The organism is Streptomyces malaysiensis subsp. malaysiensis (assembly GCF_040653035.1).
GTDB classification, from domain to species: Bacteria; Actinomycetota; Actinomycetes; order Streptomycetales; family Streptomycetaceae; genus Streptomyces; species Streptomyces malaysiensis.
Genome location: NZ_JBEZNG010000014.1, coordinates 1 through 18864 on the forward strand (window position 1 = coordinate 1; position 18864 = coordinate 18864).

Here is an 18864-nt window from a genome sequence, read left to right on the forward strand (position 1 = left end):
GCGTTGGCGCGGGCGTTGGCGGTGGGGCGTGGTGAGGGTGGTCGGCTTGCGGTGTCGTCGGTGAAGACGTGTGTGGGTCATTTGGAGGCGGCGGCTGGGGTTGCGGGGTTGATTGCGGCGGTGTTGGCGGTGCGGGAGGGGGTGATTCCGCCGCATCGTCATTTGGTGCGTCCTAATCCGTTGGTGGCGTGGGATGGTTTGGGTGTGGTGGTGCCGTCGGTGGCCATGCCGTGGGTTGTCACGGATGGGCCCCGGCGGGCGGCGGTGAGTTCGTTCGGTATCAGTGGGACCAACGCACACGCCATCATCGAACAAGCCCCCCGACCTCACCCCACCCCGGAACCGGCCGCGGACGCCGACGGGCCGAACGTCCTGCTGGTCTCGGCGAAAAGCCCCGAGGGTCTGCGGAGCCTGGCCGCCCGCTACGCCTCTCACCTGGAGTCGACCGGAGACTCCCTCGCCGACATCGCCTACACCTCCGGTGTCGGCCGCGCCCATCTGCCGCACCGCCTCGCGGTGCTCGGCGAGACCGTCGAAGCGGTCCGGGAGGCTCTCGGCAGCGCCACGCGCGGCACCCGGCACGCCCAGCTCATCACTGGTGAGGCCACGGGGGAGCCGGGCCGAGTGGCCTTCCTCTTCACCGGGCAGGGCTCCCAGTACGCGGGGATGGGCCGGGAGCTGTACGAGCGCTACGACGTGGCCCGCGAGGCGATGGACACCTGCGCCCGGATCCTCGACGGCTCGCTGCCCCGGCCCCTGCTGCCCACCCTCCTCGATCCCGCCCAGGGGGAGGTGCTCGACCGGACGCAGTACACCCAGCCCGCGCTCTTCACCCTGCAATACGCGCTGGTGCGGCTGTGGGAATCCTGGGGAGTGCGCCCCGACATCGTCATCGGACACAGCGTCGGCGAGTTCGCGGCCGCCCATACCGCGGGTGTCCTCTCCCTGCCCGAAGCCCTCGGCCTGCTCGCCGAGCGCGCGAGGCTCATGCAGACACTGCCCGAGGGCGGCACCATGGCCTCCGTCTTCGCCGATCCCGACACCGTGGCCGAGGCCATGGCCCACACGGAGGCGGGGACGGTGTGCGTCGCGGCGGACAACGGCCCGTCGCACACCGTGATCTCCGGCCATCGGCCGGCGGTGGAGCAGACGATCCAGGCGCTCCGTGCCCAGGGCGTGCGGTGTCTGTCGCTGAAGGTGTCCCACGCCTTTCACTCCGCACTGCTCGACCCGATCCTGGACGACCTGACCGCGGCGGCCCGCACCGTCACCCACCGAACGCCCCGGATCCCTCTGATCTCCAATCTCACGGGCGGGGAAATCCGCACCACGGCCGAGATGAGCGGCGACTACTGGTCACGCCATGCCCGCGGCACGGTGCGGTACCGACAGGGCGCACAGCACCTCGCCGACGTCGACCACCTGGTGGAGATAGGACCGGCGCCCACGCTGCTCCAGCTCACCAGGGGGTGTCTGCCAGGGGCGTCGGTGAAGTGCTGGCTTCCCTCGCTCCATCCGAAACATCAGGCCCCCCGTCAGCTGCTCATGAGCGCGGCCGCCTTGCACACCCATGGGCTGCCCCTCGACTGGGAGGCCGTACACCGCGAGCGGCGGCCCTCCAAGGTGTCCCTGCCCGGCTATCCGTATGAACGCCGACGGCACTGGATCCCCCGGCCGGCACCGGTCGCTCCGGCGAACGGCCATGGGGCGGGGAAGTCGGCCGGAGACGACGCCCTGGTGGGCACGGGCGGCCCGTCTCCGCTCACCGACACCACCGTCTTCGCGGTCGAACACAGCACCACCGCACCGGCTCTGCTGGCCGGCCACCTGGTCTACGACACCGTCGTGGTGCCGGGCGCGGTCCACATCGCCCGCGCTCTCGCCGCCGGTGTACGCATTCTGCGCACCGGCCCCGTGGCCGCCGAACGAGTGGAATTCACACAGGCGATGTCCCTGAGGGAGGGGGACCTGCGGCGCACCCACACCGTGGTCACACCGGACCCCGACCATGAGCGGGCATGGTCGGTCCGGGTCGCGAGCAGCGACGCCCGCGGCACCACCGGACGGGAGGCCGAGGACTGGACACTGCACGCCCGGTGCCGGTTGCGAGCCGCGGACCCGGCGGCGGACTTCGCCGACCCGTCACAGGAGATCCGGAACCGCTGTCCGGAGGTGGTCGACGACTCCTCCTTCTACACCCGGTTCGCACAGCACGCCCTGACCTACGGCCGGGACTTCCGGTGGATCCGGCGGGTCCGGCGCGCACCCGGTGAGGCCCTGGCGCTGATCCGGCCCGATGAACCGGCCGATCACCTGGCCGACTACCGCTGCCACCCCGGCCTGCTGGACTCGCTCCTCCAGCTTCTGGTGTTCGCCCTGCCGGAAGCGTTCGGAGCGGCGGAACCCGGCCAGGCCATGGTGCCGGTGGCGGTGGAGCGGGTGGTGTCCTACGACGTACCCGGCGGCGAGCTGTGGGCACACGCGGTCGCACACCACGGCCCGGCCGGAGCGTCCGACGGACGTGGCGACATCACCCTCCGGCGGGCCGGTGGCGCTCCCGTCCTGCGGCTGGAGGGGGTCTGTCTCAGGCCCGCTCCCGCGGCCACGCTCCTGGGCGGGCGGGACGCCGGGGAGCGTTCGCCCGCCGGAGCCGGACGGCCCGCTGAGCCACTCCTGCGGACGTACCACACCGGTTTCCGCCGTCTCGACCAGGCCGAGCCATCGGCCGAAGTGCGCCGTTGGCTGCTGGTGGGCGGCGAGCCGGAGCGGGCCGGGCGGCTGGCGGATCTGCTGCGCTCCCGAGGTCAGGACTGCCGGGTGGAGCCCGCGCTGCCCATGTCCCTGCCGCACGGCTCCTGGGGCGTGGTGTGCCTGGACGCCGGGGTTCCCGGTCCGGAACCCGGCCGCGGGCGCCATGACACCGTGCGGGATGTCGTCGATACCGTTCACCGCCTGACCGGGTCGGCAGAGGGCCACCGGCTGACGTTGCTCACCCGCCAGGCGCTCGCACACCGGCCGGAGGACGCCGTACGCCCGGAGGCGGCCTCCCTGTGGGCCCTGGGGCGTGTCGTGGCCAACGAACGCCCGGAACTTGGATGCAGGCGCTTCGACATGGCCGACGACGGTGACCTCGACGCGCTGGTGGGGGAGTTGCTCCTGGACCGGCCGGACGACGAGGTGGTGGTCCGCGCCGGCGTCGCGTACGCCACCCGGATCGCCGTGGCGCCGGAGCCGGCGGATCCCGCCGCGGCACGTCTGTCACCCGACGGCACCTACCTCGTGACCGGCGGATTCGGCGCCATCGGGAGGCTCACCGCCGAGACGCTGCTGGCCAGGGGAGCGGGGCGCGTCGCGCTTGTGGGCCGCAGCGGCCCCGGCCACGAAGGGGACGGGAGCACGGCGCTCGCCGAGGACAAGCGCGTCCGCGCCTGCGCCTGCGACGTCTCGGACCCCGACGCGTGCCGGGAGCTGCTGGTCAAGCTGCGCGACGAGGGGCCACCGCTGCGCGGTGTGGTGCACGCGGCGGGTGTGCTCGACGACGATGGGATCGAGCGGCTCACCTGGCAGCGCTTCGCCGCCGTCCTCGCCCCCAAAGCCGACGGTGCGTGGAATCTGCACCTGGCGACCCGGGACGATCCGCTGGACTTCTTCGTCTGCTTCTCGTCGCTGGCCGCGCTTCTGGGGACGGTCGGGCAGGCCAACTATGCCGCGGCCAATGGCTTCCTGGACGGCCTCGCCCAGTTGCGCAGGTCACAAGGGCTGCCCGGGACCAGTATCGCCTGGGGGCCGTGGGACGTCGGCATGGCCGCCAGGCTGTCCGCGCCGGTGCGGGACCATCTGCGGCGCATCGGACTGACCGCGGGTGGCACCGGAGAGAGCCTGGCCGCCTTCGAGGCACTGCTCCTCGGCGAGCGGGCCCACAGCGCCGTAGGCCGCGTGGACTGGGACGCGGCGACCGCGGCGCTGCGACTGCCGCGAGCCCGTGACCTGACGGCCGGACCCCGGGAGGAGAGCACCGAGTGGAGCACGATCCCCGCCACCGAGCGGCGGCCCTTCATCCGGCACCTGCTGGGTGAGCACCTGGCCGAGCTGATGGGCTCATCCGCCACCGACGCCGTACGGCCCGCACCGGCCGGGGGAAACGAGGACGACGACACCGCGCTCGCGGACCTGGGCATCGACTCGCTGCTGGGCATGGAACTGCGCGGTCGGCTCAGCGACAGCCTCGGCGTGCCGCTGCCGGTCACCCTCATCTACGACCACCCCACCGTCGGGCGGCTCAGCGCGTATCTGTGCGGCCTCCCGGCGCGGAGCAGCAACGAGGGGACGAACCAATGACGTCATCGACCGATACGGAAACCGACCTCTTCCAGCGCCTCGCCCGCATCGTGGGGGAGGAGCACCTCACCTCCGCCCCCGACGAGATCGAGGCCGGTCTGGACAACACGCTCGGCATGAAGCGGACCATGGTCGGCATCGTCCGGCCCGGAAGCGTCACCGAGGTCCAGGAGGTGGTACACGCGGCCAACGCGCACCGCCAGCCGCTGTACCCCATCAGCCGCGGGATGAACGTGGGCAACGGCACCCGCCTGCCCTCCGGCGACGGACAACTGCTCGTCGACCTGAGCCGGCTGTCCCGCGTCCGGTCCGTCGACATCGACCACGGCTATGCCGAGGTCGAGCCCGGTGTGACCCAACTCGGCCTGGCGACACGCCTCGAGGAGCTCGGCGCGCCCTTCTTCGCCGACATGACCGGGGCGGCCACCGGTGCCAGCATCCTGGGAAACGCGCTGGAAGGCGGACTCGGCTACACGGAGCGGGGGAACCACCGGAACACCTTGTCCGACCTGGAAGTCGTCCTGGGCACCGGCACCTTGCTGCGCACCGGTACCTTTCCCGGCGTCGGCCCCGATCTGAGCGGGCTGTTCGTGCAGTCCAACTTCGGCATCGTCACCTGCGCCCGCGTCGAACTGGTCCCGATGCCGGAGGCATACGCGTCGATCCGCGTCGAGGTGCCGCACGACCAGCACCTCGAGCGGTTCGTGGACGCCCTGGTACGGCTCAAGGTGCACGGGCAGCTGGGGTGTCTGACGCATATCTCCAACCCGCTCCGGGCCATCGGCGCCGCCAAGTCGCGCGACGCCACGGCCTACCGCCCGCCCGCCGCGTGGAGCGCGTACGGCGCCCTCTACGGCTCCCGTCGGCAGCTGACCGCTCAGCGCCGGCGGATCACGGCGGCGCTGCGCCCCATCGGCCAGGTCCAGTACTTCACCGACGCCTCGCTCTCCCGCCGCCGACGGCTGGCCCACACGCTGGACGGGCTCGCCCGGCTGCCGCTCGGCCCCCTCCGGGCGCTCACCACGCGGGCCGACGCGGTGCGTCAGTTCCTCGAGAACCATCAGGACATCCATGACCTCATGCGCGGCGTACCGTCCGACGCCGCCTTCGATCACATCAGCCGTGACCTGGGGTGGGAGCGTCTGGGACTGATCTGGTGCTCACCCACCGTCGCCGCGGACGGCGCGGCCGTACGCGACCTGGTCCGCGCCGCCGAACCGGTCTACCGGGAGCATGGCTTCGCGTTCTCCGCCAGCTTCATCCTCGCCACGCCGGACCGCATCGTGGGCGTCCTCGGCCTCACCTTCGACAAACACCGCCAGGATGATGTGGCACGCGCCCACCAGTGCTACGGCCACCTGGTGGAGGCGCTGGAGGGCATCGGCGCACGGCCCTACCGGAAGAACGCCATCGACACCTGCCGCACCCGGTACGCCGACCCCGGGAAGGCCGAGACGCTGGACCTGCTCAAGAAGGCGCTGGATCCCGGAGGCGTCATCGCACCCCACCGGTATGGAATCGGAGGTCCCCCCTCATGAGCCGTGCCCCTTCCGGAGGCGGACCCGCGCTGACCGTCGCCCTCGCCACCGAACCGGCCGACCGCTCCCGGGTGATGGACTTCGTCCGCGGCGAGTACCTGCGTGTCTACAACACCTCTCCCGGCGAACCGGAAGCGCTGTGGTACGCCGAGAGCGACCGGGAGATCGTGGCCACCGTGGGCGTCGATCTCGGCCGCGCCGACGCGCCCCCGGAGCTGCATCGCGTATACGGCTGCGACGGCGTGGACGTGGCACCCGGCTACACGCCCGCCACCTCGGCCCAGATCACCCGCTGGATCTCCACGGTGCCGTTCGGCGCGCCCCTGGTCATGCACGCGGCCGCCCGATGGTCCCTCGCCCGCGGACGCCCCCACCTGTTGTTCGAGGCCAAGCCCGACATCGCCCGTCACCTCGAGGGCTTCGGAGCGCTGCTGCGGCAGGTGCCGGGGGTGTCGTTGGCCTACGACCAGGTGCAGCCGGGCGATTTCGACTACTACATGACCGATCCGCCGCCACGCCTCTACCACGTGCTCGCGTCCGCGCTCGCGGACCACCTGGATCCGGCGGTGCGGGCGTCGACACCAGGAGCTGACGACCATGACTGACGCCGCCGTGTCGTTGAGGGACCTCATGTCCCCCACCTCGATCGCCCACCCCTACCCGCTGTACGAGCGGATGCACCGCCGTGGCGAGCCCGTCGTCGAGGACCCCTCCGGTGTCCACCTCGTCAGCGGCTACGCCGAATGCCACGCCTTGCTGCGCGACGCCCGGTGCAGCAGTGACGAGACCGGGTCGACCATGTTCCACCGGATGCGCGGCCGGGGCGAGCTCAGCGGCGAGGATGCCGCGCTGCTGGCGAAGGCCCCCTTCATGCTGCTGGACCCGCCCGCACATACGCGGCTGCGCCGGCTGGCCCACACCTGTCTGATTCCCGCCTTCGCCGGGTTGCCGGAGCGTATCGAGCGGATTGTGGCCGAGCTGCTCGATGCCGCCGGTGAGCGGGAGTTCATGGATGTCGTCGCCGACTTCGCGTTTCCGCTGCCCGTGCGCATCATCTGCGAACTCCTCGGTCTGCCGCAGGAGGACTTTCCCCGGCTGGGCCGCTGGTCGGGGGCGATGGCACGGAACATGGACCAGGCGTTCAACCTCGACGCCGCGGCCCGCGCGGAGGGGACCCGTGCCCGCGCCTCGATACTGGACTACTTCCACGAGCTGATTCCCGCCCGCCGCGCGGCTCCGAGCGGCGATGTCATCTCGCAGCTCGTCGCCCTGGCCGACCAGGGCGCGGCCGATACCGAGGAAGTGGCCTCCATCTGCGCGCTGTTGCTCGTGGCCGGTCACGAGACGACCGTCAACCTGATCGCCAACGGTGTGCTGCTTCTGCTCGGCGACCCCGGGTTGCGGCGGCGGGTCGCCGACCGGCCGGGGGCGGCCAAGGCCATGGTGGAGGAGGTACTGCGGTTCGATCCCCCACTGCACTTCCGCACCCGGGTGGCGCTGTCCGACATCGAGATCGCCGGGCGGGTGGTGCCGCGCGGGGCCACCTTGGTACTGCTGCTGGCCGCCGCCAACCGCGACCCGAGGCGTTTCGACTCCCCGGACGTCTTCGACCTCGACCGCCGGAACAACCGCCACCTCGGCTTCGGGCTCGGCCTGCACGCATGCCTCGGTGCGGCCCTGGCACGCAGCGAGGGTGAGATCGCGCTGCGGGAGTTCGCACGGCGGGTGCGCGGGGCCGAACGGCTGGAAGCCCGGCTCACCTACCGTCCGACGCTGGCCATGCGCGGGCCGGCCCGACTGCCCATCCGCTACACATCCGTCGGGCCGGGCCGAGCGGGCACCGACTCCTTCACACCCCATGAGAGGACGCACGAGATGCACACCACGACGACCACCGAACTGACCGAGGACAAGCTCGGCCTGCTGATGCAGGGCCATGTGGCGTTCCAGGCGCTGTGGGCCGGGCATGAACTCGGTCTGTTCGGCCATCTGTCCGCCCACCCCGACGCCCCGGTCGAGGAGACCGCCAAGGCCCTGGGTATCGAGCCCGATCCGATGGAAGTCCTGCTCGGAGCCCTGCGCGGGGTCGGTCTGGTGGAGGTCCACGACGGCCGCCTGCGCAACGCACCGCTCGCCGAAGCCCGCCTGGTCCCCGGCAAACCGGGCTCCTTCGTCCCGATGCTCGGCTGGCAGCACCACATCGTCTACCCGGGGATGCGCGACTTCACCGCGGCCCTGCGCAGCGGCAGCAGCGTCGGGCTGCGGCACTTCCCGGGTCCGGGGGAGACGCTCTACGAGAGGCTGGCCGACCACCCGGATCTGCGGGCGGTCTTCCAGGACGCGATGAGCGGCCTCTCCTCGCTGGCCAACGAGGCCCTGGGCACCTGCGGGGCGCTCAGGGGGTTACACCACGTGGCGGACATCGGAGGCGGCGACGGCACCAACGCCATCGCCCTGGTGCGCAGCCATCCCGGACTCTCGGTGACGGTGTTCGACCTCCCCAGCGTGACGGAGATGGCGGAGGAGAACATCGCGCGGGCCGGTTTGCGGGACCGTGTCCGTACCCACAGCGGTGACATGTTCTCCGACCCCTTCCCTGAGGACCTCGACGGGGTGCTCTTCTCCCACCTGCTCAACATCTTCACCCCGGAGACGAGCGTGGGGCTGCTGCGCAAGGCGTACGACTGCCTCCCCGAGGGAGGGAAGGTCGCCGTGCTCAACATGATGCAGAACGACGCCAAGGACGGACCGGCCACGACCATGCTGGCGGCACCGTACTTCCTGACCATCGCCTCGGGGCAGGGGCGCCTGTACAGCTGGGCCGAGTACGAGTCCTGGATCCGTGAAGCGGGCTTCGGCGGATATGAGCGCTTCACGGATCTGCCGTTCTTCCACGGCCTGCACGTGGGCACCCGCTGAGCGCTACGGACCCGAAGGGAGCACATCGTGACGACACCGTGGCACCAGCTGAGCCACAGCCAACTCCTGGAGGCCACCGCCGGGTTGATGCCGTTCGCCGGTCTCCGGGAGTACTGGGACCTGTCGGCGGAGGAGATCTACTGGCTGATCATGCTGCGCGGACTGCCCGCCGTGCTGGTCGATGGCGAATGGCGGTTCGAGCAGCGGGCCATTGACGCCTGGGCCGAGGACAACGGCGGACTGCCGGCCGTGCGCGCCTTCGTCCGGGACGCGCTCGATGAATGGCGGCGCGCACGCGAGGAGCTCGATGGGCGCGGTGCCCACCCCGCCCTGCGCGGTGGGCTCGGTCCGGCGGAGTGAGGCGGCGGGCCCGCTGTTCCGACGACAGCGTGCGGACCGTCGACCCGGGTGGGTTCCGAAAGCTGGTGGCCGCGACGGCGGTCTCACGGCTGGGCGACGGTCTGCACCTCACCGCCTTACCGCTGCTCATCGCCGGCGTGGCCCCGGATCCCACCGCGTTCGCCGGCATGGCCGTCGCGCAAGCCCTTCCCTGGCTGCTGGTTTCGCTTCCCGCCGGTGCCCTGGTCGACCGGCTGGACCGACGGCTGGTGATGACGGTCAGCGCCGCTCTTCAGTGCCTGCTGGCGGCCGTGCTGGCCGCGGCCGCGACGGCGGGCGGTCTTCAGCTGCCGACCGTCTACGCCCTGGCGTTCGCCCTCGGCTGCTGTCAGACCTTCGCCGAGAACGCGGCGACCGCGCTGCTGCCCCAGTTGGTCCCCGCGGACGCGCTGCCGACCGCCAACGGACGTCTGGTCGGAGCCGAGATCGTCACCGGGCAGCTGATCGCCGTCCCGCTGGCCGGAGTGGTCTTCGTCGTCTCGCCCGGTCTGCCGTTCCTGCTCGACGCGCTCACCTTCGCCCTCGCCTTCCTGGTGCTCCTGTCACTCAGGGGAGGCCGGGCGACGGGCGAGGTCGCCAGGGCGGCGTCGGCGTCCACGCTTCGGCGCGAGATCCGTGAGGGCCTCCGGTGGCTCGCCGCCGACCCGGCCTGCCGGTCGCTCGCCGCCGTCGGGGGAGTGATCAATACCGTCATCACGGGCTGCTTCGCCACCTTCGCGCTCTTCACGGTGGAGGTCCTGCACACCGGCGAGGTGGGATACGGCCTGCTCATGTGGGCCTCCGCGGCCGGCGGAGCGGCGGCGGGCCTGGCCGCCGGGTCCGCTCGCCGCCGGTTACGCCACCGCCCGCTGCTGCTCCTGTCGCTGTGGGTCCCCGCGGTGGCGAGCCTGGCCATCGGTCTGAGCGGGAACGTCGTCGTGACGGCCGCGATGCTCGCCCTGGTCGGATTCGGCGGCACCACGTGGACCGTGGTCACCCTCTCACTGCGCCAGAGCGTCATCCCGCGGCACTTCCAGGGGCGGGTGATGAGTGTCTTCCGGCTGCTGTCGGCGGGCACGGCCCTCATCGGCGCGGTGCTGGGGGCCATGCTGGTCGACCACTTCGGCCTGCGCGCCCCGTGGCTCGTCGGCGCTGCCATCCTGCTCCTGGCACCTGGTCTGGCCGGCCCGGCCCTGGCCGCCGTGCCGACAGGCGAAGGGCCGGCCGGAGACCGTAAGAGCGCGGACCCCGCCGCGTGACGTGCGCGCTCTCGTCGGGTGTGCGCTCCGAGCCGGAGCCTCGGCTGTTGGCCAGGGTGCGGTCGAGGAGGGGGCGCAGGCGGCCCGCGGGCTCAGGCGAGGGCGGTGGCCAGCAGGGCGAAGGCGGCGATGATGACGGCGACGCGGGCGTAGTGGAAGCGGTCCCACCGGTTCATCTGCTCCTTCCAGTCCTCGGGCCGGTTCTCGGGGGTCCACGTCTTGCCCCGGTTGTTGATCGGGACGAGCAGCAGGATCGACATGATCACGCTGAGGATCAGCAGTGCGCCGGCGGTGACGACGAGGCCGGTGCCGTGGTGGTGCCATCTGGCGACAGCCCAGATGCCGACGAGGACGAGTGAGCCGATGTACCAGACCGGCATCACGGCGCCGAGCATCCGACCCCCGTGGGCGCGGCCGAGTTGGCCGCTGTCCTCCGGGAGGGCGTCGAGGATCCGGTTGATGACGAAGGCGACGGAGAACTCCACCCCCACCATCAGGCCGACGACCACGGTGGTGAACACCTCGAGTGCGTTGAGCATGATGACCCCTCCAGGGATCTAGCGCTGCTAGCTGGCAAGGCAACGCTAATGCTGCTGTCGCTTGATTGTCTAGCGGTGCTAGGATCGAATCATGTCGGTACAGGAACGCAAGGAGCGCGAACGGGCGAGCCGCGAACGGCTCATCGTGGCAACGGCCCGCGAACTCGCCGAGCAGAAGGGCTGGGACGCGGTCACCACCCGCCAGCTCGCCGAGCGCATCGAGTACAGCCAGCCCGTCCTCTACAGCCATTTCCGCGGCAAGCGCGAGATCATCGGCGCCGTCGCCCTTGAGGGTGCCGCCGAGATGGCCGCGGCGCTGCGGGCCGTGACCTCCGCCGCGGACGGCCCCCGAGTCCGGGTCACCGCCCTGGCCCGCGCCTACCTCGACTTCGCCGAACGCAACCCGGCGGTCTACGACGCCATGTTCCAGCTCGACGGCGGCCTGGCGTTCGCACGCGAGGACACCCCCGAGCCGCTCAAGGACGCCTTCGCCGCCCTGCTGGAGAACCTCGGCGAGGTCGCCGGGGACGGCGTCCACCCGGCACTGTTCACCGAGACGTTCTGGGCGGCCCTGCACGGACTGGCCACCCTGACCCGGGCGCGACGGCTCCCGCCGGAGGACACCGAGCGCAGGGTGGAGCTGCTGGTGGACCGGCTCGTCGTGGTCTGACACCCCGTCCCGGCGGCCATGCGGCCGGGGTCCTGGGACCCGCTGCCTGCCCGCGGCATCGCCTCCGGCCACTCGCGCCCACACGGCGCGGCCGCGGATCGCCGGGCCCCGTACCCGGCGAGCGTGCGATAGGTTGCCCGCCATGGCTGAACCAGCGTCCGTCGCCTGGCCACCTGCCCCGATCAAGACCGAGCGGCTCGTGCTCCGCGAGTCCGAGGCCCGGGACCGTGCGGCGTTCATCGAGCTGTTCGCCTCGCCGGAGGTGGGCACCTACATAGGCGGCCCTCGACCGCGCGATGAGGTGGAGCGCGTGCTGCCCGAGACGCCCGAGAGGCGGCCCGGCCTTTTCGTGGTCGAACTCGACGGAGCGATGATCGGCACCATCGAACTCAACCGGCGCGACGCGGAGCGTCGGAGCCATGTCCGCCCGGATGCCGGGGAGGCCGAACTCGGCTACCTGTTCCTGCCCCAGGCGTGGGGACGCGGGTACGCCGCCGAGGCGTGCGCGGCGGCGCTCGGCTGGTTCGCCGACGCGCTTCCCGGCGAGCCGGTGGTGCTCTGCACCCGGACCGCCAACGAGCGCTCGATGCGCCTCGCGGCCAAGCTGGGGTTCACCGAGGCGCGACGGTACGAGGCGTGGGGCGCCGAACAGTGGATGGGCGTGTGGTCCCCCCGCGCCAAACGAGGATGAGCCCTGCGGCCCCTGACCGGGCCAGGCCGCGGCGGTTCATGGGCGGGCCCGTCGGGTCGGCCGCGTGGTGAGGTGTCCGCCGGGGCGGACCCCGCCGTGGAAGGGGCCGGGGTGTGACGGCCGGGCAGGACATGGCGTAATGGGTGCCTGTTCTTGTCGGAAGGAGCCGCGCCCATGCCCCTCAGCGTCCGGGAACTCGTCGCGCGCCGTGAGTTCGGGCTGACCGTGGCCGCCGGCGCGAGCGGGCTCGACCGGCCGATCAGCTGGGTGCACGCGAGTGAGGTGTGCGATCCCACGCCATGGCTGGAGGCCGGTTCTCTGGTGCTCACCACCGGCATAGGGCGCGCGGGGCCCGAGTCCGTGGCCGCGACGGCCCGCCGACTCGCCGCGTCGGGAGCGGCGGGCATCGGGATCGCCGTCGACCTCGTCTACGACGACGTGCCGCCGGAGGTCGTGCGGGTCGGCGCGGAGACCGGTCTGCCGGTGCTCGTGGTGCCGTACACGACCCCGTTCGTGGCGCTCGCCCAGGCCGTGGCCAGCCGGATCGCGAGTGAGGAACGCTCCGCGCTGCACCGCGCTCTGCACCTCTATCCGCGGCTCACCGCCGCGGCGCTGGAGCTGGGCGCGATGCGGGGCACCACGCGGGAGCTGGCGCGGGAGTACGGGGGCTGGGCGGCGGTCGTGGACCCGGCGGGCGAGGTGCTGGCGGTGGCGCCGGAGACCGCGGTGGCGGACGCCGCCCGCGCCGCGTCCGCCGCCGCGGTCTCCGGCCAGTCGCTCTCCGTCGTGGACTCCCACGGCCATCTCGTCGGCCACACGCTGGGAGCGGGGGCCGTACGGGGACGGCTCCTCGTGTGGCGTGAGGAGCCCTTCGCCCGCCCGGACTACACGGTCGTGGCGGCCGCGGCCTCGCTGGTCACCTACGACGTGGAGCAGCGGCGCCGGACCCGGGCCGAGGGCCACCGGGCCGCCGCCGAGGCGGTGCGCGAGACGCTCGAGGAGGGCGCCGACCCCGTGACGGCCACGCGGCTGCTCACCGCATGGGGGCTCGATCCGCAGGACATCACGGTGATGGTGCTCCGGACACCGCCCGCCGCGGGCACGTACGACGTCCTCACCGACTACGAGCCCCCGGTGCTGGCCACGTCGACGGATCGCGGGGAGACGGTGCTGCTGACCTCGCGGCCGGCCGAGGTGCTGGCGGCGCTCCGGGATCCCGCGGGGCCGCTCGACCGGGTCTGCCCCGGACCCGCGGGGGTGAGCGAGGCGGTGTCGACCGGCAGCCTGACGCAGGGGCTGCGGCAGGCCCGGCAGGCGCTCGCGATCGGCCTGCGGGAGGGCCGCGCCGTCACCTCCATCCGCGAACTGGGCGCGATCGAACTGTTGCTGGCCTCCGCTGAGCGGTCGGTTCCCGACATCCTGGTGGCCCGGGTCATCGATCCGCTGCGCCGCGCCGAGGAGGACCGTGGCGTCCCGCTGATCGCCACGGTCCGCGCCTTCCTCGACAACAACGGATCACTGGCCCGGGCCGCCGCGGAACTCGGCATCCACCGGCACACCCTGCACCACCGCCTCGGCGTGGTGGGCCGGGTGCTGGACCGTGACCTGGACTCCGCGTACGTACGCCTCGAACTGGCCCTGGCCCTGCAAGCTCACGCGCTCGGCGCGGACGGCACGGCCTGAGCGGCAGGGACGCCGGCCGCATCACGGACTCCGGCGGAGTCCGGCAGTTCCTCGAAGGCCAGCCTCGCGACGGCGGGGTCGGGCCGGGTGGCCAGGCTCAGCGTCACGAAGACGGTGAGGGCCGCCGCCATGCCGTACATGACGGGTTCGTTCGCGTACAGTCCCGAGATCGCCATGAAGGCGACGCAGACCGTGGAGCCGGCCAGCACTCCGCCGATCGCCGCGACCGCCGTCGAACGCCGCCAGAACATCGCCCCGACGACGGGCACCAGCAGCGCCGCGGCCAGCAGATCCGCCGCCACGGTCACGGCCCCCACCACGCTGTCCACGGCGTACGACACCGCCAGCGCGACGAGGCCGACGGCGAACAGGGTGATCCGGTTGGCGCGCACGCTGCTCAGCCGCCCCCCGCCCAGCGGCCGCAGCACATCGTTGGTGAGCACGGTGGACGCCCCGATCAGCAGGCCGCTGGCGGTGGACATGGACGCGGCCAGGGCGGCCGCCATCACCAGCCCGAACAGCCCGACCGGCAGAACGAGCGAGGAGATGCGGGCGTAGGCGTCATCGGGGTTGGCGAGGTGGGGCAGCACCACCCGGCCCGCCGTGCCGATGAGGGCGCCGGCCAGGCCGTACAGGGCGCAGTAGAGGCCGGAGACGATGGCGCCCCAGCGGGCGACCTTCTCGGAGCGGGCGGTCAGCAGCCGCTGCCAGTTGCCCTGGTCGATCATGAAGCCGAAGAAGAACAGCAGGAAGTAGGCGCCGATCGTGCTCATACCGATGCCGGTCGGCGAGAAGAACCTTCCCGGCAGCTCGGCGCGCATCGCCGAGAGGCCACCTGCCTCGTGGACGACGAGCGGCAGCAGCACGGCGAAGACGCCGAGCGTCTTGACCATGAACTGCACCACGTCGGTGAGGGTGATCGACCACATCCCGCCCGCGACGCTGTACAGCATGATCGTGGCCCAGCCGATGAACGCGGCCGTCGTGGGCGGTATGTCGAAGACGACGGTCAGTACCGTGCCGATGCCGATGATCTGGCCCACGCCGACCATGAGCGTGTAGAAGACCACGATGACGGAGCTCATGATTCGCGACGGGCGGCCGAAGCGGCGGCTCATGGCGTCCGGCACCGTGTAGACACCGCTGCGGAAGAGCCTGCCCGCGAAGAGCACACCGATGGCGGCGATGCCGATCGCGAGGGACAGCACGAGCACCATGCCGGAGATTCCGTACTGGTATCCGAGGCTGACGCCGCCGACGGTGGACGCCGCGCCCAGCACCACGGTGCTCATGGCAGAGGTGTACATGAACGGGCCGAGCCGCCGGCCGGCCACCGTGAAGTCCTCCGAGGTCCGGCTCCGGCGCATGCCGAGGTAACCGGCCCCGACCATCAGGAGCAGGTACAGCAGGATGATGAGCTTGTCGATCATGAGAGCGCTCCTTCGGGAGCCGCGTCGGGCGACCCGCCGTGGACGACGAAATGTGCCACGAGATAGGCGGCCAGGTTGGCGGTCCGGTCGTGCAGGTCGGTGAGCGGGTTGACCTCGGTGAGGACGAGGGCGTCGACGTACGGGGCCAGCCGCTGCACCAGGTCGAGCGCCTGGAAGGAGGTCAGCCCGCCGGGCTCGTGCGCACCCGCGCCGGGGGCGTGCGCGGGGTCGACGCAGTCGATGTCGAAGGCCAGCAGCCCCCGGTCCGCGGCGGCGATCTGGGCGATCACGTCCTCGGCGATGGCCTCGGTGCCGCGCCGGTGGATCTCGGCCGCGGGGATGTTGCGCAGGCCCGCCTGCTCGCGGAAGGAGAGCGAGGAGGGGAAGTTGAAGTGCCGGGAGGCGAGTTGCACGCTGGCGGCGAGGTCGACGTTCGGCAGTTCGCTCGCCCTGCGCATACCGGATGAATGGCTGTGGGCGCCTTGCTGTTCGCTGCGGTCGAGCAGATCGAGGTGGGCGTCGAGGTGGACCACGGCGACGGTGCCCGCGGTCGACTCCGCGAGGCCGCGGGCCGCCGGGTAGAGCAGGCTGTCGTCGCCGCCGAGCAGCACGGGCGTATGCCCGGCGGCGAGCGTGTCGCGCACACCGGCGGCGGCGCCGGCGAGGGTGGCCTCCAGATCGTGGGCGACGGTGTGCACATCGCCGCCGTCGGTGAGCAGGTCATCGGGGAAGGGGTGCAGCGCGGCGTGGTCGAGGCAGTAGATCTGCCCTCCCTCGCGCCGCTGGAGGATCCACCGCATCGCGGCGCGGATGCGGTCCGGGGCGTAGCGGCTGCCGGGCCAGCCGAGGGTGGCGGCACCGTCGAAGGGGGCGCCGAGCAGCGTGAAACGGCGGCTGGTCCGGGGCAGGGCGCGGGCGGTCATCTGGCTCCTCGCGCGCCCGTGGCATGCAGCCTGCGCTGCTTCGCCACATCGCGAGTGCCATCGAGCGCGGTTCGTCGGTTGGCCGCCCATCGTTCAGCACCCGTCCAGCCCGCACCCCCGGCCCGGATGTCGAACGTGCGGGTCATCCACTGGCCCGTCCGGCGATGGACACGCGGCCCGTCCCGGGTGCACGGGCGGGCGGTCGGACTACGGCCAGTGTGGGACTCGCAGTGCCTGGGGCCGTCAGTGGCGCCGTATGAGGGAGACCCAGCCGGGGCGTTCCCCGGTCTGCGCGGGACGGGAACATCCCCGAGCGCACGGCGGCAGCGCGCTCCTTTTCACATCCCGGACTCGGAATCATGCTCCGAGCCGCGACGTGACCTGTCCGCATGGAGGGCCCGGCGGAGCGCCTTCAACGGGTACGGGGTCTCCCTGTTCTCGTCCTGGACCATGACGTAGAAGTCCGTCATCACTGCGGCGAGCGGTGCGTGGCGGGAGAGGATCGCCCTGGCCTCTCGCGGTCCGTCCGGCGGGTCCTCCCCCTCCGCGCATGCGCGAATGAGCGCCTCGCGTTCCTTCCGCTCGTAGCCGTACAGATTCGTGATCAACCAGTTCACCAGCCAGCTGCGCGTGTAGCAGAGATCGTAGGTCCGGTGCAGTTCGAAGAAGCTGGTCTCGGACGGTGAGAGATCGAACCGGGAGGAGAGGGCGAGGCCGTAGTCGGCGAAGTAAAGGCGTCGGCCGTCGGTCAGGATGTTGTGAAAATGGGCGTCGAAGTGCAGAAGCCCGCGAGCGTTCAAGAAGGACGTGCCGGCCTCCAGCCCGCCCTCCACCAGGGAACAGGCCCGGTCGGCAGACTCTTCATGAGCCTGTACCTGCTCGATGAGCCACTCGTGGAGAGTCTGCGGGATGTATTCCACGAACAGCGCGAGGCTCGCAGAGGAACGCTGAAGGGCCTCGATGCGACGACGTACCTCCGGACTGCCTCCCCAATAGGCCACGACCCGCTCCACATCCGCGAGTTCCTCGGGCAGCGCGGCCGTGTCCGGCAGTACGCGCCAGTGGTACATCATCGGGAACCCTTGGTACTGCCCTCCGAGCACCCAGTTCGTCGTCATGACGTGTGCGGCGAGCTCCCGCCATGCCCCGAAACCAGGACCCCCACCGACTCCGTACTGGCAGAAAGTGGGTATCCCGAACAGGTTGGCCGTGGATCGTGCATGCTCCGGCAGCCGCTCCATATCCGTGAGCGGCACCCGCTTCACGAAGACCGGCTTGCCCTCGACCTCCAGCAGCGCAGACCTCCCGCCGATACCGGAGCCAAGCGGCACGGCAGCGTCCACAAGCTCGCTCAGCTGGCGATCACTTCGAAGGGCGAGCGACGTGGAGACAGTGCTGTAGGTGGCCAAGCGCGCGTCTTCTGACATATCGAGAAGGCTGCCACGGTCCAGCGCCGGCAGGCAGCACGGAAGAGGCTCGCCAACCACTGCGTCGGCGTCGTACCGAAGCTAGCTTAATTAAAGAGGCTTAGTTAGGGTCTGGGGTATGACACCGGTCGCTCGTCGGCCTCTGAGAGGGGATGTCCATGACCTCTGGCGTGCCTCGCCCGGAAGCATCCGCTGACCCGGACGCGTCGGCGGCGCCGGTGTTGGAGAAGGCGGCGCGCATCCTCAGTGCGTTCGAAGGCCGGCGCCCCACGCTGAGCCTGACCGATGTGGTCCGGCACACGGGCCTGTCACGAACGACGGTGCACCGGCTGATGGGACAGCTCGTGGAGCTCGGCTGGCTCGGAAAGGACGGCCGCAGGTACTTCCTGGGGTTGGGCCTGCTGGAGCTGGGCGCCTTCGCCTCCCACCACAATCGGCTGCGCCGGGCGGCTCTGCCGCATCTGATCGCTCTTCATGAGGCCACCGGCCACTGGGTACAGCTCTTCGTGCAGGACGGGGCCGAGGTCCTGTGCCTGGAGCAAATCGGTGACCCGCGCCGCTCCTCGCTCCCTTACCAGGTGGGCACGCGCCTGCCGGTCCACTGCACCGCGGCGGGCAAGGCGCTGCTCGCTTTCGGTGGCGCGACCACGGTCGAGCGACTGCTCGCGGGCAGACTCCTCCCGCGCACCCGAAACACCCTCATCCGCGGCAACGCCTTGCGCAGCGAACTGGCCACAGTGCACAGCACGGGAGTGGCCTACGACCGTGAAGAGTGTTTTCAAGGCGTGACCTGCGTGGCGGCACCGCTACGGGGCTCAGGGCGGGCACTGGCCGCGGTCTCGCTCTCCCGGGGGCCGGGGCCGGGGGACCTCGACCGCCTGGCGAGGCAGGTCGCCCGGTGCGCCGGCGCGACATGGGCGTTGCTGTTCGACTCCAGCCGACGGTTCGAGGAGGCCCGGCGCGAGGTCGCCGAACCAGTGCCTGACTCCGACGCCGAGAGCGTCATGGCATGGCTGTTCTTCAGCGAGTGGGAGTGATGAGACGCGACACGTCCCAAAGTCGCGGCGGC

The 18864-nt window shown here is 71.5% G+C and carries 14 protein-coding genes and 1 pseudogene; 11 read left to right on the forward strand and 4 right to left on the reverse strand.

Features of this window, described 5'->3' with window-relative positions:
- Window positions 1-21 precede the first annotated feature (21 nt).
- The 7 genes and pseudogenes from AB0E24_RS25840 to AB0E24_RS25870 all read left to right on the forward strand — a co-directional run.
- Window positions 22-153: pseudogene (locus tag AB0E24_RS25840) on the forward strand (hypothetical protein); the annotation flags it as partial.
- Window positions 154-165: 12 nt separating this feature from the next.
- Window positions 166-4338 (forward strand): SDR family NAD(P)-dependent oxidoreductase, encoded by a 4173-nt coding sequence (locus AB0E24_RS25845; RefSeq protein WP_359380673.1) that lies wholly within the window; start codon window positions 166-168, stop codon window positions 4336-4338.
- On the forward strand, window positions 4335-5876 hold the full coding sequence (locus AB0E24_RS46020) for an FAD-binding oxidoreductase (protein ID WP_435865321.1): 1542 nt from the start codon (window positions 4335-4337) through the stop codon (window positions 5874-5876). The genes AB0E24_RS25845 and AB0E24_RS46020 overlap by 4 nt, the downstream gene beginning before the upstream one ends.
- Window positions 5873-6481 (forward strand): hypothetical protein, encoded by a 609-nt coding sequence (locus AB0E24_RS25855; RefSeq protein WP_359380360.1) that lies wholly within the window; start codon window positions 5873-5875, stop codon window positions 6479-6481. The genes AB0E24_RS46020 and AB0E24_RS25855 overlap by 4 nt, the downstream gene beginning before the upstream one ends.
- Window positions 6474-8795, forward strand: coding sequence for a cytochrome P450 (locus AB0E24_RS25860; RefSeq protein ID WP_359380362.1), 2322 nt, complete (start codon window positions 6474-6476; stop codon window positions 8793-8795). The genes AB0E24_RS25855 and AB0E24_RS25860 overlap by 8 nt, the downstream gene beginning before the upstream one ends.
- Before the next feature lie 27 nt (window positions 8796-8822).
- Window positions 8823-9155 carry a helix-turn-helix domain-containing protein gene (locus AB0E24_RS25865; protein WP_093701397.1) on the forward strand — a complete coding sequence of 111 codons (333 nt, stop codon included), beginning with the start codon at window positions 8823-8825 and terminating at the stop codon, window positions 9153-9155.
- Window positions 9156-9184: 29 nt separating this feature from the next.
- Window positions 9185-10432: an MFS transporter gene (locus AB0E24_RS25870; protein ID WP_359380366.1), complete on the forward strand. Its 1248-nt coding sequence runs from the start codon at window positions 9185-9187 to the stop codon at window positions 10430-10432.
- A gap of 92 nt (window positions 10433-10524) precedes the next feature.
- Here AB0E24_RS25870 and AB0E24_RS25875 read toward each other — a convergent pair whose 3' ends face one another.
- Window positions 10525-10971: an anthrone oxygenase family protein gene (locus AB0E24_RS25875; RefSeq protein WP_069868060.1), complete on the reverse strand. Its 447-nt coding sequence runs from the start codon at window positions 10969-10971 to the stop codon at window positions 10525-10527.
- A gap of 91 nt (window positions 10972-11062) precedes the next feature.
- Between AB0E24_RS25875 and AB0E24_RS25880 the strand changes: the two genes are divergently transcribed.
- The 3 genes from AB0E24_RS25880 (at window position 11063) to AB0E24_RS25890 (ending at window position 14015) form a co-directional block, all read left to right on the forward strand.
- Window positions 11063-11641: a TetR/AcrR family transcriptional regulator gene (locus tag AB0E24_RS25880; RefSeq protein WP_069868059.1), complete on the forward strand. Its 579-nt coding sequence runs from the start codon at window positions 11063-11065 to the stop codon at window positions 11639-11641.
- Between the two features lie 142 nt (window positions 11642-11783).
- Window positions 11784-12332: a GNAT family N-acetyltransferase gene (locus AB0E24_RS25885; RefSeq protein WP_206334488.1), complete on the forward strand. Its 549-nt coding sequence runs from the start codon at window positions 11784-11786 to the stop codon at window positions 12330-12332.
- 174 nt (window positions 12333-12506) lie between these two features.
- Window positions 12507-14015 (forward strand): PucR family transcriptional regulator, encoded by a 1509-nt coding sequence (locus AB0E24_RS25890; protein WP_359380369.1) that lies wholly within the window; start codon window positions 12507-12509, stop codon window positions 14013-14015.
- Here the strand turns inward: AB0E24_RS25890 and AB0E24_RS25895 are convergent.
- From AB0E24_RS25895 to AB0E24_RS25905, 3 genes are all read right to left on the reverse strand, one after another.
- On the reverse strand, window positions 13985-15445 hold the full coding sequence (locus AB0E24_RS25895) for a sodium:solute symporter family transporter (protein ID WP_351380560.1): 1461 nt from the start codon (window positions 15443-15445) through the stop codon (window positions 13985-13987). The two genes, AB0E24_RS25890 and AB0E24_RS25895, sit on opposite strands and share 31 nt — an antisense overlap.
- The gene (locus AB0E24_RS25900; protein WP_359380373.1) at window positions 15442-16368 is read right to left on the reverse strand and encodes an arginase family protein; all 927 of its coding nucleotides are present in this window, start codon (window positions 16366-16368) and stop codon (window positions 15442-15444) included. Before AB0E24_RS25900 ends, AB0E24_RS25895 begins: the two co-directional genes overlap by 4 nt.
- A 338-nt stretch (window positions 16369-16706) precedes the next feature.
- The gene (locus tag AB0E24_RS25905; protein ID WP_359380376.1) at window positions 16707-17795 is read right to left on the reverse strand and encodes a protein kinase family protein; all 1089 of its coding nucleotides are present in this window, start codon (window positions 17793-17795) and stop codon (window positions 16707-16709) included.
- Between the two features lie 158 nt (window positions 17796-17953).
- Here AB0E24_RS25905 and AB0E24_RS25910 point away from each other — a divergent pair, with 158 nt between their 5' ends.
- Window positions 17954-18832, forward strand: a complete 879-nt coding sequence (locus AB0E24_RS25910; RefSeq protein ID WP_159398830.1) for an IclR family transcriptional regulator — start codon at window positions 17954-17956, stop codon at window positions 18830-18832.
- The last annotated feature ends 32 nt before the right edge of the window (window positions 18833-18864 follow it).

Excerpts from the sequence above, each read along its gene's own strand:
- AB0E24_RS25885 (WP_206334488.1), top strand. The coding sequence starts at position 11,784 with ATGGCTGAACCAGCGTCCGTCGCCTGGCCACCTGCCCCGATCAAGACC.
- AB0E24_RS25905 (WP_359380376.1), bottom strand. The coding sequence starts at position 17,795 with ATGTCAGAAGACGCGCGCTTGGCCACCTACAGCACTGTCTCCACGTCG.
- AB0E24_RS25910 (WP_159398830.1), top strand. The coding sequence starts at position 17,954 with ATGACCTCTGGCGTGCCTCGCCCGGAAGCATCCGCTGACCCGGACGCG.
- AB0E24_RS25880 (WP_069868059.1), top strand. The coding sequence starts at position 11,063 with ATGTCGGTACAGGAACGCAAGGAGCGCGAACGGGCGAGCCGCGAACGG.
- AB0E24_RS25860 (WP_359380362.1), top strand. The coding sequence starts at position 6,474 with ATGACTGACGCCGCCGTGTCGTTGAGGGACCTCATGTCCCCCACCTCG.
- AB0E24_RS46020 (WP_435865321.1), top strand. The coding sequence starts at position 4,335 with ATGACGTCATCGACCGATACGGAAACCGACCTCTTCCAGCGCCTCGCC.
- AB0E24_RS25875 (WP_069868060.1), bottom strand. The coding sequence starts at position 10,971 with ATGCTCAACGCACTCGAGGTGTTCACCACCGTGGTCGTCGGCCTGATG.
- AB0E24_RS25900 (WP_359380373.1), bottom strand. The coding sequence starts at position 16,368 with ATGACCGCCCGCGCCCTGCCCCGGACCAGCCGCCGTTTCACGCTGCTC.
- AB0E24_RS25895 (WP_351380560.1), bottom strand. The coding sequence starts at position 15,445 with ATGATCGACAAGCTCATCATCCTGCTGTACCTGCTCCTGATGGTCGGG.
- AB0E24_RS25890 (WP_359380369.1), top strand. The coding sequence starts at position 12,507 with ATGCCCCTCAGCGTCCGGGAACTCGTCGCGCGCCGTGAGTTCGGGCTG.
- AB0E24_RS25855 (WP_359380360.1), top strand. The coding sequence starts at position 5,873 with ATGAGCCGTGCCCCTTCCGGAGGCGGACCCGCGCTGACCGTCGCCCTC.